Below are 21,181 nucleotides of genomic sequence, written 5' to 3' on the forward strand. Positions count from 1 at the left end.
CTGGCTGAACGCCGTCCTTATCGAGGCTACCGACCCACAGTTGAGGGCGGTGCAGGGTCTGTCCTTTGTTAAAGGGCTGGAGTTTAACGCCCCCCTGGCCAACGCCCGAATTAAAGTTAATAGTGACTTAGCGACGGCATCTCTTTACTCAGTGTCAACCGCTACCCATCAACAGGCTTTTACTGAGAAATCCAAAGAAATCACACCTTTAGCATACGGCACATCGCTGACTCAGATTACCCAACTGGGAGCCGACCAGATGCACCTGAAAGGATACCGGGGTGAAGGAATGCTGATTGCTTTATTAGATGATGGCTATCGTAACGCCGACAGCGTATTTTTTCTAAAGCCGTTGTTTCAGGAGAATCGCATCGTAGGTACCTACGATTTCGTCGCTAAAGAATACAGTGTGTATGAAGATGACTCCCACGGGTTATCGGTGCTGTCTACCATAGCCGGCACCTCAGAGAACATGCTGTACGGTACCGCCTTCAAATCCTCTTTTCTGCTGCTGCGGACAGAGGATGGCCGCAGTGAAACCCGTGTCGAGGAAGCCAACTGGCTGTTCGGTGCCGAGTATGCTGACAGTACCGGAGCCGATATCATCAACTCTTCTTTAGGGTATACTGTATTCGACAACGGAGTTGGTTACACCTACAATGCATTAAATGGCCGTACTGCTCTGGTCAGTCGGGCCGCCCAATGGGCTGCCGAGGCCGGTATAGTTGTGGTTACATCGGCAGGTAACGAAGGTGATGACCCTTGGCGGTACGTCTCGCTGCCTGCTGATGCAGAGCAGGTTTTAGCAATTGCAGCTGTTAACCCCCAAGGTATTCGTGTCCCCTTTAGTTCATTTGGCCCGGCTGCGGACGGGCGTATTAAACCGGACTTAGCGGCTTTAGGACTAGGAGTAGTCATAGGCTCATCCAACGGCAATATTACGTTATCAAGTGGCACCTCGTTTGCAGCTCCATTAATAACAGGTTTAGTGGCTGGTTTTTGGCAGGCTTACCCTTGGTTAACTGCCACCCAAGTTATAGATTGTCTGCGTCTGTCTGGTAGTCAGTATAAAAATCCAGATTCTGAACTAGGCTATGGTATACCTAATTTTGAGCGTGCTTCATTTATAGCTGCCAATAAATATGCCCATTTTGCATCTGCCAACTACCCGCTTTGGGCTTTCCCCAATCCATTTACAGAAGATGATCGATTATTTTTTCAATGGATAGAAGCTGCAAAAGGTATCCCTATTGACGCTATGCTTTACGATATTTCTGGCCGCTTGGTCTGGCAGCAGCGTTTTACTAATAACATTGAACAAACTTTTCTTGCAGAAGGCATGCGCCTTAGGCCAGGTATGTATTTTCTCACAGTGTCGACCTCTGACTTAAAACGTACGATAAAGGTTGTGAAGCAATAAAATGTTTACCTTACAGGTCATCCAGGGCGACATTACGAAACTGGCAGTAGATGCCATCGTCAATGCGGCTAACTCAAGTCTGCTGGGCGGAGGGGGTGTCGATGGCGCAATTCACCGGGCTGCTGGTCCCGAACTGCTGGCCGAATGCCAAACCCTCGGCGGCTGCGCTACCGGCGATGCCAAAATAACCAAAGGGTACCGACTCCCCGCTCATTATGTAATTCATACGGTAGGTCCGGTTTGGCAGGGTGGTGCAGCCAACGAGCCTGAATTGCTGGCGAGTTGCTACCAACGGTCGCTGGAACTGGCCAATGATTACATGCTGAATAGTGTAGCCTTCCCGAATATCAGCACCGGTGTTTATGGTTATCCCAAAGACCAGGCCTGTGAAATAGCGGTACAGGGTGTCATTAACTTCCTGGCGATACACAACCCGCCTGCCTCTGTCTTGTTTGTCTGTTTCGACCTTGAAAACCTCAGCCTCTATCGAAATCGACTCGCTAAAGCAGGCTATGCATAAAGCAAAAGCCCTCCTGTTGGAGGGCTTTTGCTTTATTTTTACAATCTCTTTAGTTACCTGAGGGCTCCACAACCACCTGCTGTTCCATGTTCACTACAGGTTGTTCCTTCTCCCTGGCAGTAGCCTTGCGCCGGAAATTCTGTGCCTTATAATTTCGCTCAGCCACCGGTACCGTTGGTGCCGACAAACCCATACGCGCCATACGGGCATCGCGTGATGTTGTTGTCCGCTTATAATCACCAATCGTTACGCGCCGGTTACCCCGCTTCCGGAAAGATACCGAAGCTTCAGGCTCCCACTGACGAGCCACAGCCGCCTTATTCGGATGCTTATAGTTTCGCGTCGAGTAGGTCACGTCACGCCGTAGCTTGGTTTCCTCCTGAGCCAGCACAGTACCGGCTAAAGCTATGCATAACAGACCGACCATCGCCAGCCTTAGACTTTTCATGATTGTAACTGTGGTTTTGTTGTGTTGATGCAAAAATAAACGAAAATCAATACCTATAAAATTAGTTATAGTTATTTATCTTCCTTACCATACGAATAATAGACTCAGAGGAGGTATAACTCTCAATTCTGGCCAACGACACCCATTTAATGTCGTTTGTCTCGGAAGAATGAGTAAAAGCCTCGTTTGGGTCTGCTTCAATCAGAAAACGAATATCATAATGAAGATGTTCAGGCTCGTAGCCTTTCGCCGGAATCGAATGAACATCAATATCAAAGATGGCCGGACTCACCAGGCGTAGTGACGAAAGGCCTACCTCCTCTTCGGCTTCACGTAGTGCTACCCGCGCAACATCAGCATCTCCGTCGGCATGGCCACCCGGCTGAAACCACCGATCCAGTTTGCGGTGATGAATCAGCACGGCCTGCCGGTGGTCCGGACTTATAATCCAGGCAGAGCCGGTTATATGACCAATCGACAGAGAACGCTCAAAGCAGTCGGGATGCGCCTGCACAAAAGACAGCGTGTGGTGCCACATCGCTGTTTCATTGGCGTCGGCGGGCGTATAGTTTTTCAGCAGGTTGAGAAGCGGCTGACGGTGCATAGTATAGAACAAAGTAGGTTAATCTTTTCTTTCTGGTTAAAAACCCGCAATTTCGCTGCGATATTGACAAAAACACTTAATCCAGACAAAACCATGAACAAAATCATGCTGAACGTGGTGGCTTTCTGTCTGGTAGCGCAATTGGCTACCGCCCAGATCCGCCTGCCCCAACCCAGCCCTGGCGCTACCGTTGTCCAAACTATTGGCACTACTGACGTAACTGTTAAGTACTCCCGCCCGGCCATGCGCGGCCGCGAAATCTTTGGCACCCTAGTACCTTATGGTCAACTCTGGCGCACGGGCGCCAATGCCGCTACTACCTTAGCCGCTACTACCGACCTGTTCATCAACGGTCAGCGGCTGCCGGCAGGTACCTACTCGGTATTTACCATTCCGGCGCAGAACGAGTGGACATTGGTTCTGAATAAGAACACCGGTGCCAGCGCCGACGCCTACAAGCAGGAAGAAGACGCCCTGCGGGTACGCATGCAACCGCAACAGACCAGCGACCGCACCGAAAGTTTCACGATTCACTTCACCGACGTGACCGACAGTACCGCCAAGCTGAACTTTATGTGGGCTAACGTAAAAGCAGCCGCCGACCTGCGGGTTGACGTAAAAACCAACGCGCAGGCTAATGTGGAGCGGGCGGTAGCCGATAAACCGGAAGATCCGGCCGTACTGCAGGCCGCTGCCGCCTGGAACCTGGCGCAGGGCCGTAACCTGGAGCAGGCCCTGGCCTGGACAGATAAATCCATTGGCCTGAAAGAAACGTTCCGGAACGTATGGACCAAGGCGCAGATTATGGCCAAAATGGGTAAAGCTGCCGAAGCGGTAACCCTGGCTCAGCGGGCCATGTCAATCGGACAAACATCTAATGACCCCGCTTTCCCATTCTTTAAAGATGCCATTCAGAAAGGAATCACCGATTATCAGGCGATGGTTCCTCCTGTACCCGCTAAAGGAAAGAAGAAGAAAACGTCGTAAGGTATTGAGCTTCTTGGAAGCCCGCCCGGATTGATCCCCTACCAGCCGCCCAATTGGGCAATTACCCATATATACCGTTTCATTGTCAGACGGTGTATATGGGTAATTTAGCTTTTGGGTGTTGCCTTCCTACTCATGTCACCTGGAACGGGCTTTTTACTATATTGGAGGTAGTACCAATCTGTTTTCTGCCATGGCAATACGAATCCATGGGGCTGTTGACCTCAATAACCTGGTTCTGGAGACGGCACGCATGCACCTGAAAGCCATTCAGCTTTCCTACACCGACGATATTTTTCGGGAATTTACGCCGGAGATTGCCCGATATATGTACCCGAGGCCAGCCACTATCCGCACCGAAACCGAAGCGTTTATTCTGGCAGCCATGCAGGAGAATACGGAACGCACCAGCCTGACCGTTGTGCTTACGGACAAAGCCACGGGTGCGTTTCTGGGCTGCGCCGGTCTGCACAAAATCGACACGTCTGAGCCGGAGTTTGGGATCTGGCTACGCCGGTCAGCGCATGGCTTCGGGCTGGGTCGTGAGGCTATATATGCGTTGAAGGAATGGGCAGTGGAGCACCTCCTCTATGACCAGTTGATTTACCCGGCTGACGAACGCAATGTTTCGAGCCTGAAGATACCGGAGTCAATGGGAGGAAAAATTGCCCGGCGCTATGAGAGCCAAAGCGGACTGGGCATGGCGTTGCGTATCGTTGAATACGTTATCGCGTAGCATCTGGTACTAGCTACGGCGCGGAATTTTACAAATATTTTTGGGATCAATGGCTAATTTTCCAGAAAAAATATAAATACTTAATATTATTTCGTTACCTTGATGAATTATTCATTAAAAACGAGCCGTTTATGTCATTTAACCCCACGGTTAATTATTTAAAATCTCGGACCTATAAAGGTGCGAAGCCGGATATCGCCGAAAAATTCCCATACCTTGTCAAAGGACAAGGCAACACCATAAAGTACCTTACCGCCAAACAGGCTGCCGACCGCGATGACATTATCCCGCAGTTTAACCAGCAGCAGGTAACGCCGAAATAGGCCTCGGTTAATAAAGCCAAAAGCTTCCTTTTTGACAACAAAGACATTGTCAAAAAGGAAGCTTTTGGCTTTATTACGCCTGATCTCATAAATTTCCATATTCAGTATAACAACTGGTTATTGTCCATAACGAAAAGTAATCAGGAATTGGAGAAATTGGGAACGGTTTCGGTCCTATATTTGTCTAATAAATACCCATTTACAACGCCGGACCGACCGGCGTTTTGCACAAAAAAATAGTCTTTTAACTCTATAGACTTTAGTATAATATGTCAGTGCAATTCACCGAAAAGGTTAGCGCAGCCGCCCGGCGCGACATTCTGGATCTTGAAAAGAAGATCAGCGCGTTCACCACTGGGGAGATGACCGACGAGCATTTCCGCAAATTTCGTCTGGCCCGCGGGGTATACGGTCAGCGCCAGCCGGGTGTGCAGATGGTTCGGATCAAGCTGCCACACGGTCGCATCACTGCTGATCAACTCATTCGGATTGCCGATATTTCCGATAAATACGCCACTGGTAACCTCCACGCAACTACCCGGCAGGATATCCAGCTTCACTTTGTCAAGCTGGCGAATACCCCTCAGCTCTGGGCCGAGTTAGAGGATGCTAATATTACCATCAAGGAGGCCTGTGGTAACACAGTCCGGAACGTAACGGGCTCAGCAAAAGCCGGCATCGACCCCGATGAGCCGTTTGACATTACGCCTTACGCCTACTCTATCTTCGACTATTTCCTGCGTAATCCGATCTGCCAGGAGATGGGCCGGAAGTTCAAAATATCCGTTTCGTCCAGCGAGAAAGATTCCGCCTTCGGCTATATGCACGACGTAGGTCTGATTCCCCGCATCCAGGACGGCAAGCGCGGTTTCAAAGTGCTGGTCGGTGGCGGTTTGGGTGCCCAGCCGTTCCCGGCACAAACAGCCTCTGAGTTTTTGCCTGAGGAAAAAGCTATTCCGTTTATCGAAGCCGTTATCCGGGTATTCGATCGCTACGGTGAGCGTACCAAACGTCACAAGGCCCGGATGAAATACCTGCTGAACGATATCGGTTTGGAAGAGTTCCTGAAGCGGGTGGCAGACGAAACTCCCGCGCTGAAAAATAAGACCTACCAAATTGAGGATACCACTGTTGAGGTACAACCGGAACGGCCGGAGGTAACTGGCTACCTGTTGGAAACGGCAGATGCCCGCCTGAATGCGTGGTTCAAAACCAATGTGTTTGAGCAGAAGCAAAAGGGCTGGTACGCGGTTCAGTTACGCGTGTTGCTGGGCGATATGCCATCCGATACCGCCCGTAAACTAGCGGCAGTGGTGAAGCGCTACGCGGCTGATGATATTCGCGTGACGGTAAATCAGGGGTATATTCTCCGGTATGTTCGTCCGGAAGATCTGGAGGCTCTCTACCACGAATTAAACGACTTGGGCTTAGCCGATCCCGGCTTTGATACCACCGCCGATATTACGACCTGCCCCGGTACAGATACGTGTAACCTGGCCATTTCGAGCAGTTACGGCATAACGCGGGCACTGGAACAAATGATGAAGGAGGAGTTTCCGGAGACCATTTATAACAACGACATCAAAATTAAGATCTCGGGTTGTATGAATGGTTGCGGTCAGCATTCCATCGGCAATATTGGCTACCACGGCAGTTCGTTGAAAAATGGTGCTTTAGTATTACCGGCCCTGCAAGTGCTGCTGGGTGGCGGCTTCAACGGCAAGGGCGAAGGATTGATTGCCGATAAGGTGATCAAAGTACCCGCCAAACGAGGTCCTGAAAGCCTGCGTTTGCTGTTGAATGACTACGAGGCTAACGCCTATGAAGGCGAGTACTACAGCGATTACTACGGTCGTCAGGGTAAAAACTATTTCTATCAACTGCTCAAGCCGCTGGCCGACCTGAAAACGCTCCAAAACAGCGACTACATCGACTGGGATCATACCGAGCAGTTTGTAACGGAAGTGGGTGTTGGCGAATGTGCCGGTGTCATGATCGATCTTGTTGCCACTACGCTGTATGAAGCCGACGAAAAACTGAACTGGGCGTTTGATACCCTGGCCGGCAGAAACTGGGCCGACGCCATATACCACGCTTACAACACCTTTATTACGGGAGCCAAAGCCGCTTTGATGACCAAAGACGTACCGACCAATACGCAGCACGGCATCGTCAGCGACTTCGATAAGCATTTCGCTGGTGAGGCTGGGTTTCACCTGACAGAAGGTGAATTTAAAACGGTGGTATTCTCAATCAATAAAAACGAACCGGAAGAAGTCTACGCCCGCGAGTTTGTCGGCCTGGCCGCTTCCTTCCTCGAATCGGTAAAAGCCTACCGCGAGCAACAGCTTCTTCTCGAAGGCGTACCGCATTTGCAGGAGCTTACGCAGGCGCATGACAGTTAAGAGCAGCAGGATACTGCCCCCAACAACAGCTATGAAATTAACCCTCGTTGGAGCGGGTCCCGGTGACCCGGAACTTATATCACTTAAAGGTGTAAAGGCGTTGCAACAGGCCGATGTGGTCATGTATGACGCGCTGGTACACCCTGACTTACTCGGCTACTGCCGGCCCGATGCCCTGAAGGTATACGTTGGCAAGCGGCTGAACGAGTACTCCTGCACGCAGGAAGAAATAAACCCCCTCATCGTTCACTACGCCCGCAATTACGGGCACGTGGTCCGGCTGAAAGGCGGTGATCCGTTTGTCTTTGGGCGTGGTTACGAGGAAATGGAATATGCCCGGCAGCATGGTATTGAGGCCGAGGTAATTCCGGGCCTGTCGAGCAGTTATACCGTGCCGGCCATGGCGGGTATTCCCCTGACCACACGCGGCATCAGCGAAAGCTTCTGGGTGGTAACGGGTACGACCAAATCGGGCAGCCTGTCGACTGATTTGCCGCTGGCGGCTCAGTCAACAGCCACGGTAGTTATCCTGATGGGAATGCACAAGCTGACGGAGATCATGCAGCTTTTCGGCGAGTACGGTAAAGAGAACACGCCAGTAGCCATTATTCAGAACGGTACGCTATCAGAGCAGCGGGTGCTGGTTGGACAGGTTAGTGATATGGCAGACCGGGTAGCGGAGAGCGGACGCATTGGCACGCCCATTAGTTCACCGGCCATCATTGTGGTAGGTGAAGTGGCCCGATTAGGAGCACAAGTAGCTGCAGAAGTTGTTAACCAGGCTCAAATGCGGAGCTAAAAGGACTAGTCGATAAGATAAGGTGGCCCAAATACGTTCTTAATAGGCGTTATTTGGGCCATTTTTTATAGTTTGGCTCCGACGTAGGTCAGCCCGACAGTCTATGCGTAAACACCTTTGGTTCTTACCTTTTCTTTTTGCCCTTGTTAATACCTGCACTTCTGCGCAACAGCCCCCCAAACGGGAGTTCAGAGGAGCCTGGGTTGCCACCGTCGCCAACATTGACTGGCCCTCGGCCAAAGGTTTGCCTTCTCACCAACAGCAGGCCGAATTCATCCACATCCTTGACCAGTTTCAGCAAACCGGTATAAACGCGGTGGTGGTGCAGGTACGTAGCGTAGCCGATGCCATATACCCCAGCGCCTACGAACCCTGGTCGGAAGTGCTCACCGGGCAACAGGGCCTGGCTCCCCAGCCCTATTACGACCCGCTGCAGTTCATGATTACCGAATCGCACCGGCGTGGTATCGAATTCCACGCGTGGTTTAATCCTTACCGGGCGGTCAGCAACATCCAGCGAGCCAATCTGGACTCGATGCATGTAGCAAACAGGCACCCCGAATGGCTGCTGAGCCAGGGAAACTTACGACTCCTCGACCCTGGTTTGCCGGAAGTACGGTCGCACGTTACCCGGGTGATTATGGATGTTCTCCGGCGCTACGATGTTGATGGTATTCATTTTGACGATTACTTTTATCCTTACCCCCAGGCCGGTGCCGCATTTGATGACGATTCAACATTCGCTCTGTATAACCGTGGCTTTACCAGTCGGCCCGACTGGCGACGCGATAATGTAGACCTGCTGGTCAAGGCAGTTTCAGACAGCATCAAAAGGCTTAAACCCTGGGTTAAATTTGGTATTTCTCCCTGCGGTGTCTGGCAAAACTGGTCACCGACGCAGCCGCTTGGTAGTGAAACACGCGGCCTGCAAAGTTACAGCACGCTCTACGCCGATTCCCGAAAATGGATACAGCAGGGCTGGATTGATTACATTGCTCCGCAGCTTTACTGGCATATTGGCCACGCTCCTGCCGACTACAGCGTTATTCTGCCGTGGTGGGCCAACAATACCTTCGGGCGGCACCTGTACATCGGGCAAGGGGTTTACCGGCTCAATCCAAATGGTGACCGTAACTGGCGAAACCCATCGCAGAAGCCGAATCAACTGCGACTGAACCGCCAGTTTGCTACCATTCAGGGCAGCATCTGGTATAACACCAAATCGTTGCTTCGCAATCCGCTGGGTATTCGTGATTCGCTGGAAACTGATTTTTATGCCTATCCGGCCCTGCGGCCCAGTATGCCGTGGAAGGACAATGTACCACCGCCTGCTCCTGCAAAACTCCTGGCAGCGGCACATCCGCAGGGTATCGCCTTACACTGGCAGCGGCCCAAAACAAAGGCCGGTGAGCTAAACCGGATTCGCCAGTATGTGGTGTACCGGTTTGATGAAGATGAGCCCGTAAATCTGGAGAAAAGTGAAGCGATTCTGAGCATTACCCCTACAGATACCACTGCCTTCGTGGACCATACAGTGGAGGTGGGACACGCGTATCGGTACGTAGTCACCGCCCTGGACCGGCTGCATAACGAGAGCCCGGCTTCGAATGTGGTGACGTCGCAGCCCGCCCTGGCTACAATTGCCGGCAATGAGCCGCTCATTATCCAGACCAGGCTTAAACAGAGTGCGACCAACCTTATTCAGATTCAGAGCCGTATCCGGTATCGGGTGCCTCAGGATGGCTTTGTGGTCCTGACGGTGATGAACTCCTACGGATGGGAAGTATCCACGCTGGTTGAGGAAAAGCAGAAAGCGGGCGAGCACACCATTATTTTTCAGGCAGAAAACTTCCCGGCCGGCACCTATTACGCAGTTCTGCGCACGGGTGACGGCCGGGAGAGCCGGAAAATGCTGTTACAGTTGTGAGAAGCGAGCAATCAGTTCCTCGACCGTTTGCTTCTGCTGCTCACCGGTTACCATGTTTTTAACTGATAGCTGCCCGGTCTGTACTTCTTCGGAGCCGATCAGCACCACGTACGGAATGTTCTTCTGATTGGCGTAGTCGAGCTGCTTTTTGAGCTTGGTAATATCTGGATAAGCTTCGGCCATAACGCCCTCCTGCCGAAGACGGCTTAGCAACGGTAAACCTACCGCCCTCGCATCGGTATCAAAATGCACGATAAGCACCTGCGTACTCTGCTGGGAACCGGCCGGGAACAGGTTCAACTCCTCCATCACATCATAAATGCGGTCTACACCGAACGATATACCCACACCTGATAAGCCCGGTTGCCCGAAAGCACCGGTCAAATTATCATAGCGACCGCCCCCGCTGATACTGCCGATCTGTACCCCGTTGGCTTTTACTTCAAAAATAGCACCGGTATAATACGAGAGTCCCCGGGCCAGTGTGACATCCAACTCCAGTTGCGAGTCAACCAGGCCATATTGGCTTACTAGTTGCCACACTTCCTCCAGTTCGGCAATACCTGTCTGCGCGGTCTCGGAAGAGGACAACCAGCCTTTCAGGCTCTGTAGCATTTCTGCAGCTTCTCCGCTAAAGCCAAAAATGGGTTGCAAACGACTAAGCGATTCGTCGGAGAAGCCCCGCTCGCGGAGTTCATCGATAACTTTTTCCTGACCAATCTTGTCCAGTTTATCAATAGCAACGGCCAGCGCTCCCTCCTGCCCCGGCATACCAATAGCTTCGGCAATACCCGCCAGAATCTTCCGGTTGTTAATCTTCAGCGTAAAGTCCTGAATACCCAGATTACGCAGCACTTCATGCACCATCAGCACGATTTCCGCTTCACACAACAGCGAGTCCGTACCGACCACATCGGCGTCGCACTGGTAGAATTCCCGATAGCGCCCTTTTTGGGGACGATCGGCCCGCCAGACCGGCTGCATCTGGTACCGCTTGAACGGCATCGGCAAGGCGTGACGGTTCATCACCACGTACCGGGCAAATGGAACCGTCAGGTCGTAGCGTAAGCCTTTTTCGGAAATTTTCTGGGTGAGTTTCTTCGCTCCGGATTGCCAGTCGGTTTCGGTCAAGCCGCCGGCAAAATCACCGGAATTCAGGATCTTAAACAGCAGTTGATCGCCCTCTTCCCCGTATTTTCCCATCAGCACCGACAGGTTTTCCATGGCGGGAGTCTCAAGCGGTTGGAAACCGTATCGCCGGAACGTCTGCCGGATGGTATCAAAAATAAAGAGCCGTTTGCTCATCTGCTCCGGCCCAAAGTCGCGTGTTCCCTTCGGAATACTCGGTTTCTGCATGTACGTTTCAATTGATGGCGCAAAATTAACCCTACCTCCGGAAATTTTGGCGATAACATTTACAATTTCAGTGTAAAAGCATTAATTTTGCGTTCCATTTTGAGAAACGACTAAAGAACATAGATTATCATGGGAGTAACGGAACTAAAGCGGAAAGGCCGGAAGAATCGCGCCAGAGCAAACAACGCCACTAGCCGCATCAAGCAACTGACGAGCAGACCGGAAATCCGGAATGTAGATGTTGAAGCCATCAAGGCTTCCTTTGCCGAGAAGAAGAATAGTTAATTAGTTAATTAGTTAATTAGTTAATTAGTTAATTAGTTAATTAGTTAATTAGTTTGCTAGTTGATGGAAAACTAATTAACTAATTAACCAGACAACCAATCAACGATTATACCAACTAAGCCTCGTTCCGGTTACCGAACGAGGTTTTTCGTTTTTGGCGGCCTTTCAATTCTTTCTTCAACTGACGCCGGATAAACTGCCGCGTATCCATCATCACCCGTAACCGCACCGCATGACCAAACAACGATAGACCACCGTTGATCAGGATCAGGCTGTAGGTACCCAGGATAAACCACCGCGAAAACGGCTGTCCGGAATGCATAGCCTGCGCGGCTCCGCTAAACACACACAGACCGTAGCCAATCAGCATCAGACTGAAAGGTGCCAGCAGGAGCCACTTCGTACGAGTGCTCATGCGCTTTAGCAGTTTACGACCAGGTGGTTTTGCGGGGTTTGCCATTAGTTAAGTTTAAAACGGTATTTACAAGAATAAACGTCTATACCTTATTATCCTAATTCATTCTGTTGCCTACGAGGGATACTCCATGTTGACGCCAGTTTCCCGGTGTGTTTTGGGCTCCCGTATCCGTTTCCATCCTTCGCTCAGGAAGCCAATTCCATAGCCGGCCAACTGGACAAAAGCCGCACCAACACTCAATAAACCTACCTGTAGACTTTTTTCCTTCCGGGTAGCATCAATCAGTATCAACACCGAGAAAAGGACCAATATACCCACTGCCAGCCAGAATAACAAGGGACTAATCAGCGCCAAAACCGGAACTGACAGCATAAATAGGGTAAACAGGGCCGGAAATGTATGAACCAGTTTTAGCTGAGACGGGTAGAACCGGGAAATGTTAATCCGGGCACGGCCAAAGAACCGCAACTGCCGGAAGAACTGGACAAAGTCTGTCCGGCGTTTATGGTAGATAAACGCGGAGTGTATTAATCCAGTTGTGAAGCCATTCTCGATTATTCGAATTGCAAACTCAATATCCTCGCCCATCCTGCTGATGCGGTAGCCGCCGATTGTCTCCCAAACTTTCCGGGATAATCCCATATTGAAACTTCGCGGATGAAACTGCCCCCCCAGATTCTTTTTACTGCCCCGAATACCGCCCGTAGTAAAGGGCGACGTCATCGAGTAGCTGATGGCCTTCTGGATAGGGGTAAAATCGGGGTGTGCGGCATCGGGACCGCCATAGGCGTCAAGCCATTCGGTGGCTAGGTGCTTCTCTACGGTTTCAAAATAATGAGGAGGCACCAGCGCATCGGAGTCAAAGATTACGAAATAATCCCCCGTAGCCCGCTCAAAGCCGTAATTGCGGGCAAAGCCCTGACCGGTATTCTCCTTGAAGAAGTAATGGACGTTAAGTTGTTCACTGAACTGTGCAGCTACTGTATCCGCTTTAATTCTGGAGCCGTCTTCAATCACCAACACTTCATACGGTTTCAGCGTTTGCCGGGTCAGGCTGTCCAGCAGTTCACGCAATTCGTCAGGGCGATTGTAAACGGGGATAATGACGGAGTAACGCAACGGCTGCATGATCAAGGTTCAGAAAATCCAAAAGTACGATAAGGCTCCAAAGACTTAAACGTCTTACCGGATCGAGCTAGTTGTTGAATCTTCGGTAAATCAACTTTCCAGCGATCAGATATGCCACTTCCCGGGTCTGCTTCATACTCCAGCAGGCTTTTATGCGGTGTGTAATATAGCAAAGCTCTTTGAGGGAGACGGATTGTTAGTTTGCGCGTACATACACAGTACGAGAAGCTATTGTCTATCTTCTGTAAAGCCGCTCGTTGAGCATTAATACCAGCATAATTACCAGGTAATTGGTATGTATAATGAACTGGACACCTAACACAATACAGGATACCTAATAAGGATATAATGGAAAGCCAGCGTTTTCGGTACTTCTGTTTTTGGGGTAGAACAGAAAGAATGGTTTGTACCTCGGATAAACGGCGGCTCCATACTTGCTGGTTAGTATAAGCAGCTGCGGCACCGTAAAGCCCGCCCCCAATAAGAGCCCCATAAACAAGCGGCTCCCGCCAAAGAATATCGATAATTCGGTATCCAAGGAAAATAGTTGATGCTGAAATTAAACCAGCAGCCGCGCCAGCCAGTATCCATCCGGCCTTTCGATTGATAAGGCCGCCAATAACACCAAAGACTACCCCACCCGGAATACCAAGCCCAGCCCCAATAACAGCTCCTGTTACTAACCAAAACAAAACGGCGTGAGCCGGAGGAGGACCACCGTTTGAGAAAATAAAGACTAACCCGGCTATCAGTCCAGCGATAGTCCCGGCCACAATTCCGTGGCCTATCCCCCACCTCGCCAATTTTAAAAGTACCAAGTACGTACAAAAAGAGCGTTTCTCTACCTGTTACACTATTTCCCGCAAAGCCTCCTCATTCGCCCGAATGACTTCATCCACCAATTCATCTGTCAGCGCTGTAGACAAAAACAGGCTTTCAAACTGTGCCGGAGCCAGGTACACACCTCGTTTCAGCATGGCCTGGAAATACCGGCCAAACAGCGCCGTATCGCAGGATTTAGCGGTGCTATAATCGGTCACTACCCTGTCCGTCATAAACAGTGTAAACATGGAGCTGATGTGATTGATGGTGAAGTTTAACCCCAGCTTCTCCAGACTGCTCCGGAAACCAGCCGTCAGCCGATCACCAATGGCATCCAGCCGCGTGTACACCTCCGGATGCTCGTTCAGGTAACGTAGCATGGCCAAACCAGCTGACATAGCTATAGGATTCCCTGATAGCGTGCCGGCCTGGTATACCGGCCCGGCCGGCGATACTATGTTCATGATATCAGCGCGGCCGCCGTAAGCCCCAACGGGCATCCCTCCGCCAATGATTTTTCCCATCGTTGTCAGGTCCGGACGGATAGTAAAGTGCTCCTGTGCTCCGCCTTTTGCCAGCCGGAAGCCAGTCATTACCTCGTCAAAGATGAGCAGGATGTCGTGCCGGTCGCACAAGTCCCGTAGTCCCTCCAGAAAACCCGGCTGGGGCAGTACGCAGCCCATGTTACCGACAACCGGCTCTAGAATAATAGCGGCAATCTGGTTCGGATTAGCCTCAATCAGTTGCTCAACGGCCGCCAGATTATTATACGGAGCCAGCAACGTATCATGAGCCGTAGCACGGGTTACCCCTGGACTATCCGGGCTTCCCATCGTCATGGCACCACTGCCGGCGGCAATCAGAAATGAGTCGCCGTGGCCGTGGTAGCAGCCCTCAAACTTGATGATTTTATCGCGACCAGTAAAACCCCGCGCAACCCGGATAGCCGCCATGGTTGCTTCAGTGCCGGAATTGACCATGCGCACTTTCTCCACCGACGGCACCATCTCCACAATCAACTCGGCCATTTCCACTTCCTTGCGGGTTGGCGCACCGAACGAGAATGAATGCTGAATAGCCTCCCGAACTGCTTCTTCTACCGGTTCGAAAGCATGACCGAGAATCATCGGCCCCCAGGAGTTAATCAGCTCGATATAGCGATTGCCGTCTTCATCATAGATATATGGGCCTTTGGCTGATTTGATAAACAGGGGCGTTCCTCCCACTGCCCGAAATGCACGGACGGGTGAATTAACACCACCGGGAATAAGTGTTTTGGCTTTCTCGAAAAGTTGTTCGCTGGTTGTCATGTACGGTAGTCACTAATTTACTTTGATAAACCGCCCGTCGGTAAATTTAACGATGGGAACAGTTTCATTTTCGTTTGAATTCCGGTAATCGAAACCGGAAAGCAGGTAATCATCACCCTCGGCCCGCAAAGTTGACCGACGCTGGACCTGAGGGCCATTTTTGGCCAATTGCCGGCCAAAAAACAGCATCATATCGTATCCCTGAAACGTAAATACCGAAGGAATGATGTTTCGCCGGCTCAGGTAATTTTCCTGAAACTGATCAACCTCTTCACGGGTAAAATCAACAAAATCCGGATACAACAGGTACAGTTCCCGCCGGTTGAAGGTTCCGGACGAACTTTTGTACATATCAAACGCCGACGCAGTAATGACCACCGGAGCCGTAATACGTAACCGGCTGAGAGCCGCCAGAAAACGCGGGCCGTCTTCGTCACTACTGGTGGATATAAAGACATGATCCGGCTTATTCAGATCCGAAATACGCATGCCGGTAGCCATTGCCTCAGACGTGCCGCTTAGTTTTTTCCGGTCGATTACCTGAAAACCGGCTTCTTTAAGTTTAGCTTCGTACACGGCCGCCAGCGTAGAGTCCTTCCGGGAGTTGCCATAATAGATAGCTGCCTTTCTGGATACGCCCAGCGACCGCACAAACGCCAGCGTCTTGTCAGCTTGTCGCTCCAGCGACGGCTGGGCAAGGAATGCCAGCGGCTGCTCCTGAATCAGGTCACTACTCGTGGCCAACGGGTTTACCAGCACCATATTATTCTCACTGGCAAAGCTGGTGACCAGCTTATTCGGCTCGGCATACAGCGGACCAAAAATCAAGTCCGTTTGGGCAAAGCCCGGATTGCTGACGATCTCACGGGCTTTCTCTACATCATTGTCCAGATCGTAAGCAAAGACATTAACCGTAACCCCCTCCGCCTGTAGCTTAGCTTTAGCCATTTGAATACCATTGTACAGGTCAATGGCGTATTGATTGTTGCGTGCCCGCCGGTTTGCATCAAAATCGTCAATCCGGAACGGGAACAGAACGGCCACGTTGTAATATCCTTTATTCCGGTTGCGTTCGGTACGGGAAGCGGTAACTGCCGTGGTTTGGCCTGAGCTTGCGGTGCCCGGCGCGCCAAACCGGTTGGTCAGCCGGTCCGAAAGCTCCAGATCCGCTTTGTCAGAGGAAGTACGCTGGATCAGAGAGACCAAAGCAAGCGCCAGGTTCCGGTTTTCCGGAAACTCCCGCTGTAGTTGCTTCAACTGCCGCAGATCCGATAGTTGCCCGAAGAAATGCCGCTCCAGCTTGTCAACAGCGCTTCGGAGCGAAGCATCGCTGATTCGGCTCAGGTATGTCAGCGCATCCTCATACTGACCGGCTTCCATGGAAGCACTGGCATAGAGATAGTACGCATCCTCCATCTTCCGCCAATCCGGAAAGCGGTCTATCAACTGCTTTAGTGTGGTGCGAGCCTGGTTATAGTTACGCTGCCGGAAGGCAGCCACCGCATAGTAATAATGCGCGTAGGGGGCCAATCGGTTGCTGCGGTCCATCATGGACTGCAACTCTTTTTTAGCCTGGTCATACTGGCCGGACTGCACCTGTCGGACGGCCGCTTTATATCGTCGTTCGTTGGCATCGCCGGACGTTTGCCCGTACGAGGTCTGCCAGAGCAGGAAGACTAGTAGTCCGACAGATAGCCGGTGCCGGTCACGGAGAATTTTCATATAGCAAATCAACTAACAATACACTTAACACACAAAGAGCAACGTCCGGACGTTGCTCTTTGTTGGTATCGTAGAATAAAGTAATCAATTGAAAAACCTGACAACCAGCTTTATTCGGTTCAGACAAATTGACTGGTAAGCATTGGTTTGCTTCTTATTTCTTCTGCTTAGACCGCTGCTCTGCGTTCCGCTTGGCTTCTTCCGCCTGCTTGCGGGCTTCTTCGGCCGCATTCAGTGACCGTTGCAGAATCGACTGGAACTTCGACTTTTTGCCCTCTCCCTTCTCAAATTTCTTCCGGTTCTCTTCCAGCACGGCTTTAATTTTATCTTCGTCGACAAACCGACGGATCAGTTGCTGCTGCGCAATAGTTACCACGTTGGAGACAAAATAATAGAAGGTCAGACCAGCCGGAAAGGAGTTCAGCACGAACATAAACATCAGGGGGAAGATGTAGCTCATCGCCTTCATGTTGATCGGACCCGGCTGCGTCGGTGTCATCTGGTTGTTGTACCAGGCATAAGCGATACTAGATGCAGTCATCAATACGGTAAATAAGCTCAAATGGCTGCCCAGGAACGGAATGGTCACCGGGAACCGCAGGAAGGCATCGTACGTAGACAGGTCATCGGCCCACAGAAACGGCTTCTGGCGCAGTTCGATCAGGTTGGGAAACAGAAAGAACAGGGCCATCAGGATCGGCATGGTCGCCAATACCGGAATACAGCCGCTGAGCGGACTTACGCCTACCTGCTGGTACAGCTTCATCTGCTCCGACTGCATCTTGGCCATGTCGTCGCCCACCTTCTCCCGAATCTCATTGATCTCCGGTTGCAGTACCCGCATTTTTGCCATACTTACATACGATTTGTAGGTCAGCGGAGTCAGCACCAGTTTCACGAATACCACCAGACAGATAATCAGAATACCATAGTTGGAAATAACCTTCTCCAGCAGGTTGAATACCGGTACAAAGAAGTATTTGTTGACCGGCTTAAGAATCGCGTAACCCAGGTATACGTTCTGGTCAAACTCCGGCGCTACGCCATCCACAATCTGGTAGTCGTTAGGCCCATAAAAAAACCGGTAGTTCCCCTTGCCCTGCTTTACGTCGGCCATTGGCAACGTCACATCGGCAACGGCGGTTTTAACAAACTGGGTATCGTTCGGGTCTACCAGGGTCTTCAGTGAAGCATTCTGCAACGGACTATTTTTGGCAATAAAGCCCGCCAGAAAGTACTTATGCTTGATGGTGTACCACTGCAACGGCTCTTGCAGCGTGGTTTCATGATTGCCACTGGCGTCCAGCGACAGGTTATCGAAATTCTCGTCGGCCGTCAGGTAATTGATGGTAGCAGATTTCCGGTTCTCACTTAAATCGTTTTCGTACTGCCGCATCTTGTCCAGCCACACAAACCGGATATTGTCGTTACCTACGTTGGTAAGGCCATTCAGGCGCAGGTCATAATCGATGACGAACCCTTCGGCTGGAAAGGTATATACCTGCTCTACGGACTGACCCGGTGCTACCTCAACCCGGAAGCTCAGCCGGCGAGCCTGGTTGCCAACCGCGCCGGCCTGAGCATCGGTCTGGAAATAGAGTTTGTGCAGGTCAACTTTGCCCCGGTTAGTTGGCAGTTCAAGCGTCGTTTGTGTTGTCTGCGGATCAACCAGCAGGAGTGGCTTACCATCATAGGCCTTGTAATTTTTCAGCACTACTTCTTTAACCCGGCCACCCAGGGTGCTGAACGTCACGCGCATGTCTTTATTTTCGACTACGATAGCCTGCTCCTGACCGGTACCGGCCGCAGCAAAATCACCATACATAGCCCGGGCGGCTGCCGAGTCGAGTGTTGGCGTAGCTGCCTGCGCCGGGGCATTGGTGGCGGCAGCGGTTGTTGGCTTAGTGGTTTGCGTCTGTTGAGCGGGTGCCTTTTCGGGAGCCGGTTTAGGCACCAGCAGTTGGTAGCCTACCAGCATCGCCAGAATCAGCACAATTCCAATAATCTGATTACGATCCATTATAAAACGGTTTCAAGTTTATATTTCCAGGTCCCGAATGGTTCTCTCAACCTGAAACCTGACGTATAAACTAATTTCTGACAAAACAGGCCGTCGGAGGACGGCCGTTTTTTGGGTGCAAAGGTACAATGAATTAGCTGCTTAACCAACTATAGTGGGGAGCGGCACAGAAGCTGTTTCAACGGACGGTTCTGCTTCTGAACGCTTCCGTTGCGCATAATCCAGGGCCGCTTTTACAAAATGAACGAACAGGGGCTGCGGATTCATCACCGTACTTTTCAGTTCCGGGTGAAACTGCACACCCACAAACCACGGATGATCACGTAATTCGATGATCTCAACCAGCCCGGTCTCCGGGTTAATTCCCGTTGCCCGCATACCCGCTTTCTCATATCGATCCAGGAAGGCGTTATTGAATTCATACCGATGCCGGTGTCGCTCACTGATTTGCAGCTTACCATAGATGTGGTGAACCATAGAATCTTTTTTGAGCTTGCAGGGGTAAGCCCCAAGCCGCATGGTTCCCCCTTTGTTGGTCACCGCCTTCTGGTCCTCCATCATATCGATAACCGGATTCGGAGTATCCGGATTCATTTCGGTAGAATGGGCTTCTTCCATCTCTAATACGTTGCGGGCAAACTCAATGACCGCACACTGCATTCCCAGGCAGATACCGAAGAAAGGTACCCCGTTTTCGCGGGCGTAACGAATCGCATTAATTTTACCCTCAATACCGCGCTCGCCAAAGCCGGGGGCTACCAGCAGCCCATCCAGTTCGCGGAGCCGATGCTCACAGCTCTCATAATCGGCCAGCGTCTCCGACTGAATCCACTCCAGCTTAACCTTGCATTCGTTTTGCGAACCGGCATGTATAAAAGCTTCGGCAATCGATTTGTACGCATCATGCAATTCTACGTACTTACCCACCAGGCCAATGGTGACGGCATCGGTCGGATTCTTCAGCCGGCCCAGAAACGTTTTCCAGACATCCAGATCAGCATCCTGATCGTTGTAGAGGTCCAGCATATACAACGCCCGCTGATCCAGCTTCTCCTTCTTCATCAGCAGCGGCACGTCATAGATCGTCTCGGCATCAATAGCCTCGATTACGGAGTTGACCTGCACGTTACAGAAAAGCGCAATTTTCCGGCGGATATCCGGCGGCAGCGGGTGTTCGGTCCGACATACGATAATATCCGGCTGTACCCCTGCCTCCAGCAGTTGCCGAACTGAATGCTGGGTAGGCTTGGTTTTTAATTCTCCCGCCGACTGCAGGTAAGGTACCAGCGTCAGGTGCACAAACAGGGTGTCGTTTTCACCCAGTTCAAACTTCAATTGACGGATAGCCTCAATAAATGGCAGCGATTCAATATCACCGACGCAGCCACCCACCTCGGTAATAATGATGTCATATTCACCAGTCTCGCCCAGCAACCGGATGTTCCGCTTGATTTCGTCGGTAATGTGCGGGACTACCTGAACGGTCTTCCCCAGAAAATCGCCCCGGCGCTCACGGGTGATCACGTTATAGTAGATACGTCCCGTGGTGATGTTATTCGCCTGCGAGGTTGGGATATTCAGAAAGCGCTCATAATGGCCGAGGTCCAGGTCCGTTTCGGCCCCATCGTCGGTAACGTAGCACTCGCCGTGTTCGTAAGGATTAAGAGTTCCGGGGTCAATATTGATGTACGGATCGAATTTCTGGATCGTCACCGATAAACCCCGTGATTGAAGCAATTTGGCCAGCGAAGAGGCAATGATGCCCTTGCCGAGAGAAGATGTCACACCGCCCGTAACAAAAATGTACTTTGCGGTTTTCTGACCGGATGAAGCCATGTCTGAAACCTGTTTTGGTCGTTACGGGATATAAAGGTACGAAGATTTTCGGGGAAACAGGCCAAGAAAAAAGGAAAAAACCAAAGATTTACGGTAAGTGGTTGGTAGTCAAAAA

The 21,181-nt window shown here is 51.2% G+C and carries 19 protein-coding genes; 9 read left to right on the forward strand and 10 right to left on the reverse strand.

Annotation, left to right across the window (positions count from 1 at the left end; genetic code table 11):
* Both ABD949_RS06790 and ABD949_RS06795 read left to right on the forward strand, forming a co-directional pair.
* Positions 1–1,420: S8 family peptidase (locus ABD949_RS06790; protein WP_345241874.1), on the forward strand; the 1,420-nt coding region annotated here is incomplete at its 5' end.
* A 1-nt stretch (position 1,421) separates the two neighbouring features.
* The gene (locus ABD949_RS06795) at positions 1,422–1,940 is read left to right on the forward strand and encodes an O-acetyl-ADP-ribose deacetylase (protein ID WP_345241876.1); all 519 of its coding nucleotides are present in this window, start codon (positions 1,422–1,424) and stop codon (positions 1,938–1,940) included.
* A gap of 49 nt (positions 1,941–1,989) precedes the next feature.
* On the opposite strand, the gene ABD949_RS06800 is transcribed toward ABD949_RS06795, so the two are convergent.
* Positions 1,990–2,388 carry a hypothetical protein gene (locus ABD949_RS06800; protein ID WP_345241878.1) on the reverse strand — a complete coding sequence of 133 codons (399 nt, stop codon included), beginning with the start codon at positions 2,386–2,388 and terminating at the stop codon, positions 1,990–1,992.
* Positions 2,389–2,449: 61 nt separating this feature from the next.
* The gene (locus ABD949_RS06805) at positions 2,450–2,992 is read right to left on the reverse strand and encodes an NUDIX hydrolase (RefSeq protein WP_345241880.1); all 543 of its coding nucleotides are present in this window, start codon (positions 2,990–2,992) and stop codon (positions 2,450–2,452) included.
* Positions 2,993–3,085: 93 nt separating this feature from the next.
* On the opposite strand from ABD949_RS06805, the gene ABD949_RS06810 reads away from it, so the two are divergent.
* The 6 genes from ABD949_RS06810 (at position 3,086) to ABD949_RS06835 (ending at position 10,169) form a co-directional block, all read left to right on the forward strand.
* On the forward strand, positions 3,086–3,979 hold the full coding sequence (locus ABD949_RS06810; RefSeq protein WP_345241881.1) for a DUF2911 domain-containing protein: 894 nt from the start codon (positions 3,086–3,088) through the stop codon (positions 3,977–3,979).
* A 193-nt stretch (positions 3,980–4,172) separates the two neighbouring features.
* Positions 4,173–4,715: a GNAT family N-acetyltransferase gene (locus ABD949_RS06815; RefSeq protein ID WP_345241883.1), complete on the forward strand. Its 543-nt coding sequence runs from the start codon at positions 4,173–4,175 to the stop codon at positions 4,713–4,715.
* A 131-nt stretch (positions 4,716–4,846) separates the two neighbouring features.
* Positions 4,847–5,038, forward strand: coding sequence for a hypothetical protein (locus ABD949_RS06820; RefSeq protein ID WP_345241885.1), 192 nt, complete (start codon positions 4,847–4,849; stop codon positions 5,036–5,038).
* A 269-nt stretch (positions 5,039–5,307) separates the two neighbouring features.
* Positions 5,308–7,443 (forward strand): nitrite/sulfite reductase, encoded by a 2,136-nt coding sequence (locus tag ABD949_RS06825; RefSeq protein ID WP_345241887.1) that lies wholly within the window; start codon positions 5,308–5,310, stop codon positions 7,441–7,443.
* A gap of 31 nt (positions 7,444–7,474) precedes the next feature.
* Positions 7,475–8,242, forward strand: a complete 768-nt coding sequence (gene cobA / locus ABD949_RS06830) for a uroporphyrinogen-III C-methyltransferase (protein WP_345241889.1) — start codon at positions 7,475–7,477, stop codon at positions 8,240–8,242.
* 103 nt (positions 8,243–8,345) lie between these two features.
* Positions 8,346–10,169: a glycoside hydrolase family 10-like protein gene (locus ABD949_RS06835; protein WP_345241891.1), complete on the forward strand. Its 1,824-nt coding sequence runs from the start codon at positions 8,346–8,348 to the stop codon at positions 10,167–10,169.
* Here the strand turns inward: ABD949_RS06835 and hisS are convergent.
* Complete coding sequence (hisS, locus tag ABD949_RS06840; RefSeq protein WP_345241893.1) at positions 10,158–11,525, reverse strand: histidine--tRNA ligase; 1,368 nt, start codon at positions 11,523–11,525, stop codon at positions 10,158–10,160. The genes ABD949_RS06835 and hisS overlap by 12 nt on opposite strands.
* Positions 11,526–11,654: 129 nt before the next feature.
* Here hisS and ABD949_RS06845 point away from each other — a divergent pair, with 129 nt between their 5' ends.
* Entirely contained in the window at positions 11,655–11,810 is a 156-nt protein-coding gene (locus ABD949_RS06845; RefSeq protein WP_345241895.1) for a hypothetical protein, read from the forward strand.
* A gap of 115 nt (positions 11,811–11,925) precedes the next feature.
* On the opposite strand, the gene ABD949_RS06850 is transcribed toward ABD949_RS06845, so the two are convergent.
* The 7 genes from ABD949_RS06850 to pyrG form a co-directional block, all read right to left on the reverse strand.
* Positions 11,926–12,270 carry a hypothetical protein gene (locus ABD949_RS06850; RefSeq protein WP_345241897.1) on the reverse strand — a complete coding sequence of 115 codons (345 nt, stop codon included), beginning with the start codon at positions 12,268–12,270 and terminating at the stop codon, positions 11,926–11,928.
* Between the two features lie 69 nt (positions 12,271–12,339).
* On the reverse strand, positions 12,340–13,347 hold the full coding sequence (locus ABD949_RS06855; protein WP_345242337.1) for a glycosyltransferase family 2 protein: 1,008 nt from the start codon (positions 13,345–13,347) through the stop codon (positions 12,340–12,342).
* 11 nt (positions 13,348–13,358) lie between these two features.
* Positions 13,359–14,174, reverse strand: coding sequence for a hypothetical protein (locus ABD949_RS06860; protein WP_345241898.1), 816 nt, complete (start codon positions 14,172–14,174; stop codon positions 13,359–13,361).
* A gap of 30 nt (positions 14,175–14,204) precedes the next feature.
* Positions 14,205–15,488 (reverse strand): glutamate-1-semialdehyde 2,1-aminomutase, encoded by a 1,284-nt coding sequence (gene hemL, locus ABD949_RS06865; RefSeq protein ID WP_345241900.1) that lies wholly within the window; start codon positions 15,486–15,488, stop codon positions 14,205–14,207.
* A gap of 12 nt (positions 15,489–15,500) precedes the next feature.
* Positions 15,501–17,210 (reverse strand): tetratricopeptide repeat protein, encoded by a 1,710-nt coding sequence (locus tag ABD949_RS06870; RefSeq protein ID WP_345241902.1) that lies wholly within the window; start codon positions 17,208–17,210, stop codon positions 15,501–15,503.
* Between the two features lie 154 nt (positions 17,211–17,364).
* A complete protein-coding gene (gene yidC / locus ABD949_RS06875; protein ID WP_345241904.1) occupies positions 17,365–19,230 on the reverse strand; it encodes a membrane protein insertase YidC in 1,866 nt (621 codons plus the stop codon).
* Positions 19,231–19,371: 141 nt separating this feature from the next.
* Positions 19,372–21,066: a CTP synthase gene (gene pyrG / locus ABD949_RS06880; protein WP_345241905.1), complete on the reverse strand. Its 1,695-nt coding sequence runs from the start codon at positions 21,064–21,066 to the stop codon at positions 19,372–19,374.
* Positions 21,067–21,181: the final 115 nt, after the last annotated feature.

The sequence above is a fragment of the Nibrella saemangeumensis genome, from assembly GCF_039541915.1.
GTDB lineage: Bacteria > Bacteroidota > Bacteroidia > Cytophagales > Spirosomataceae > Nibrella > Nibrella saemangeumensis.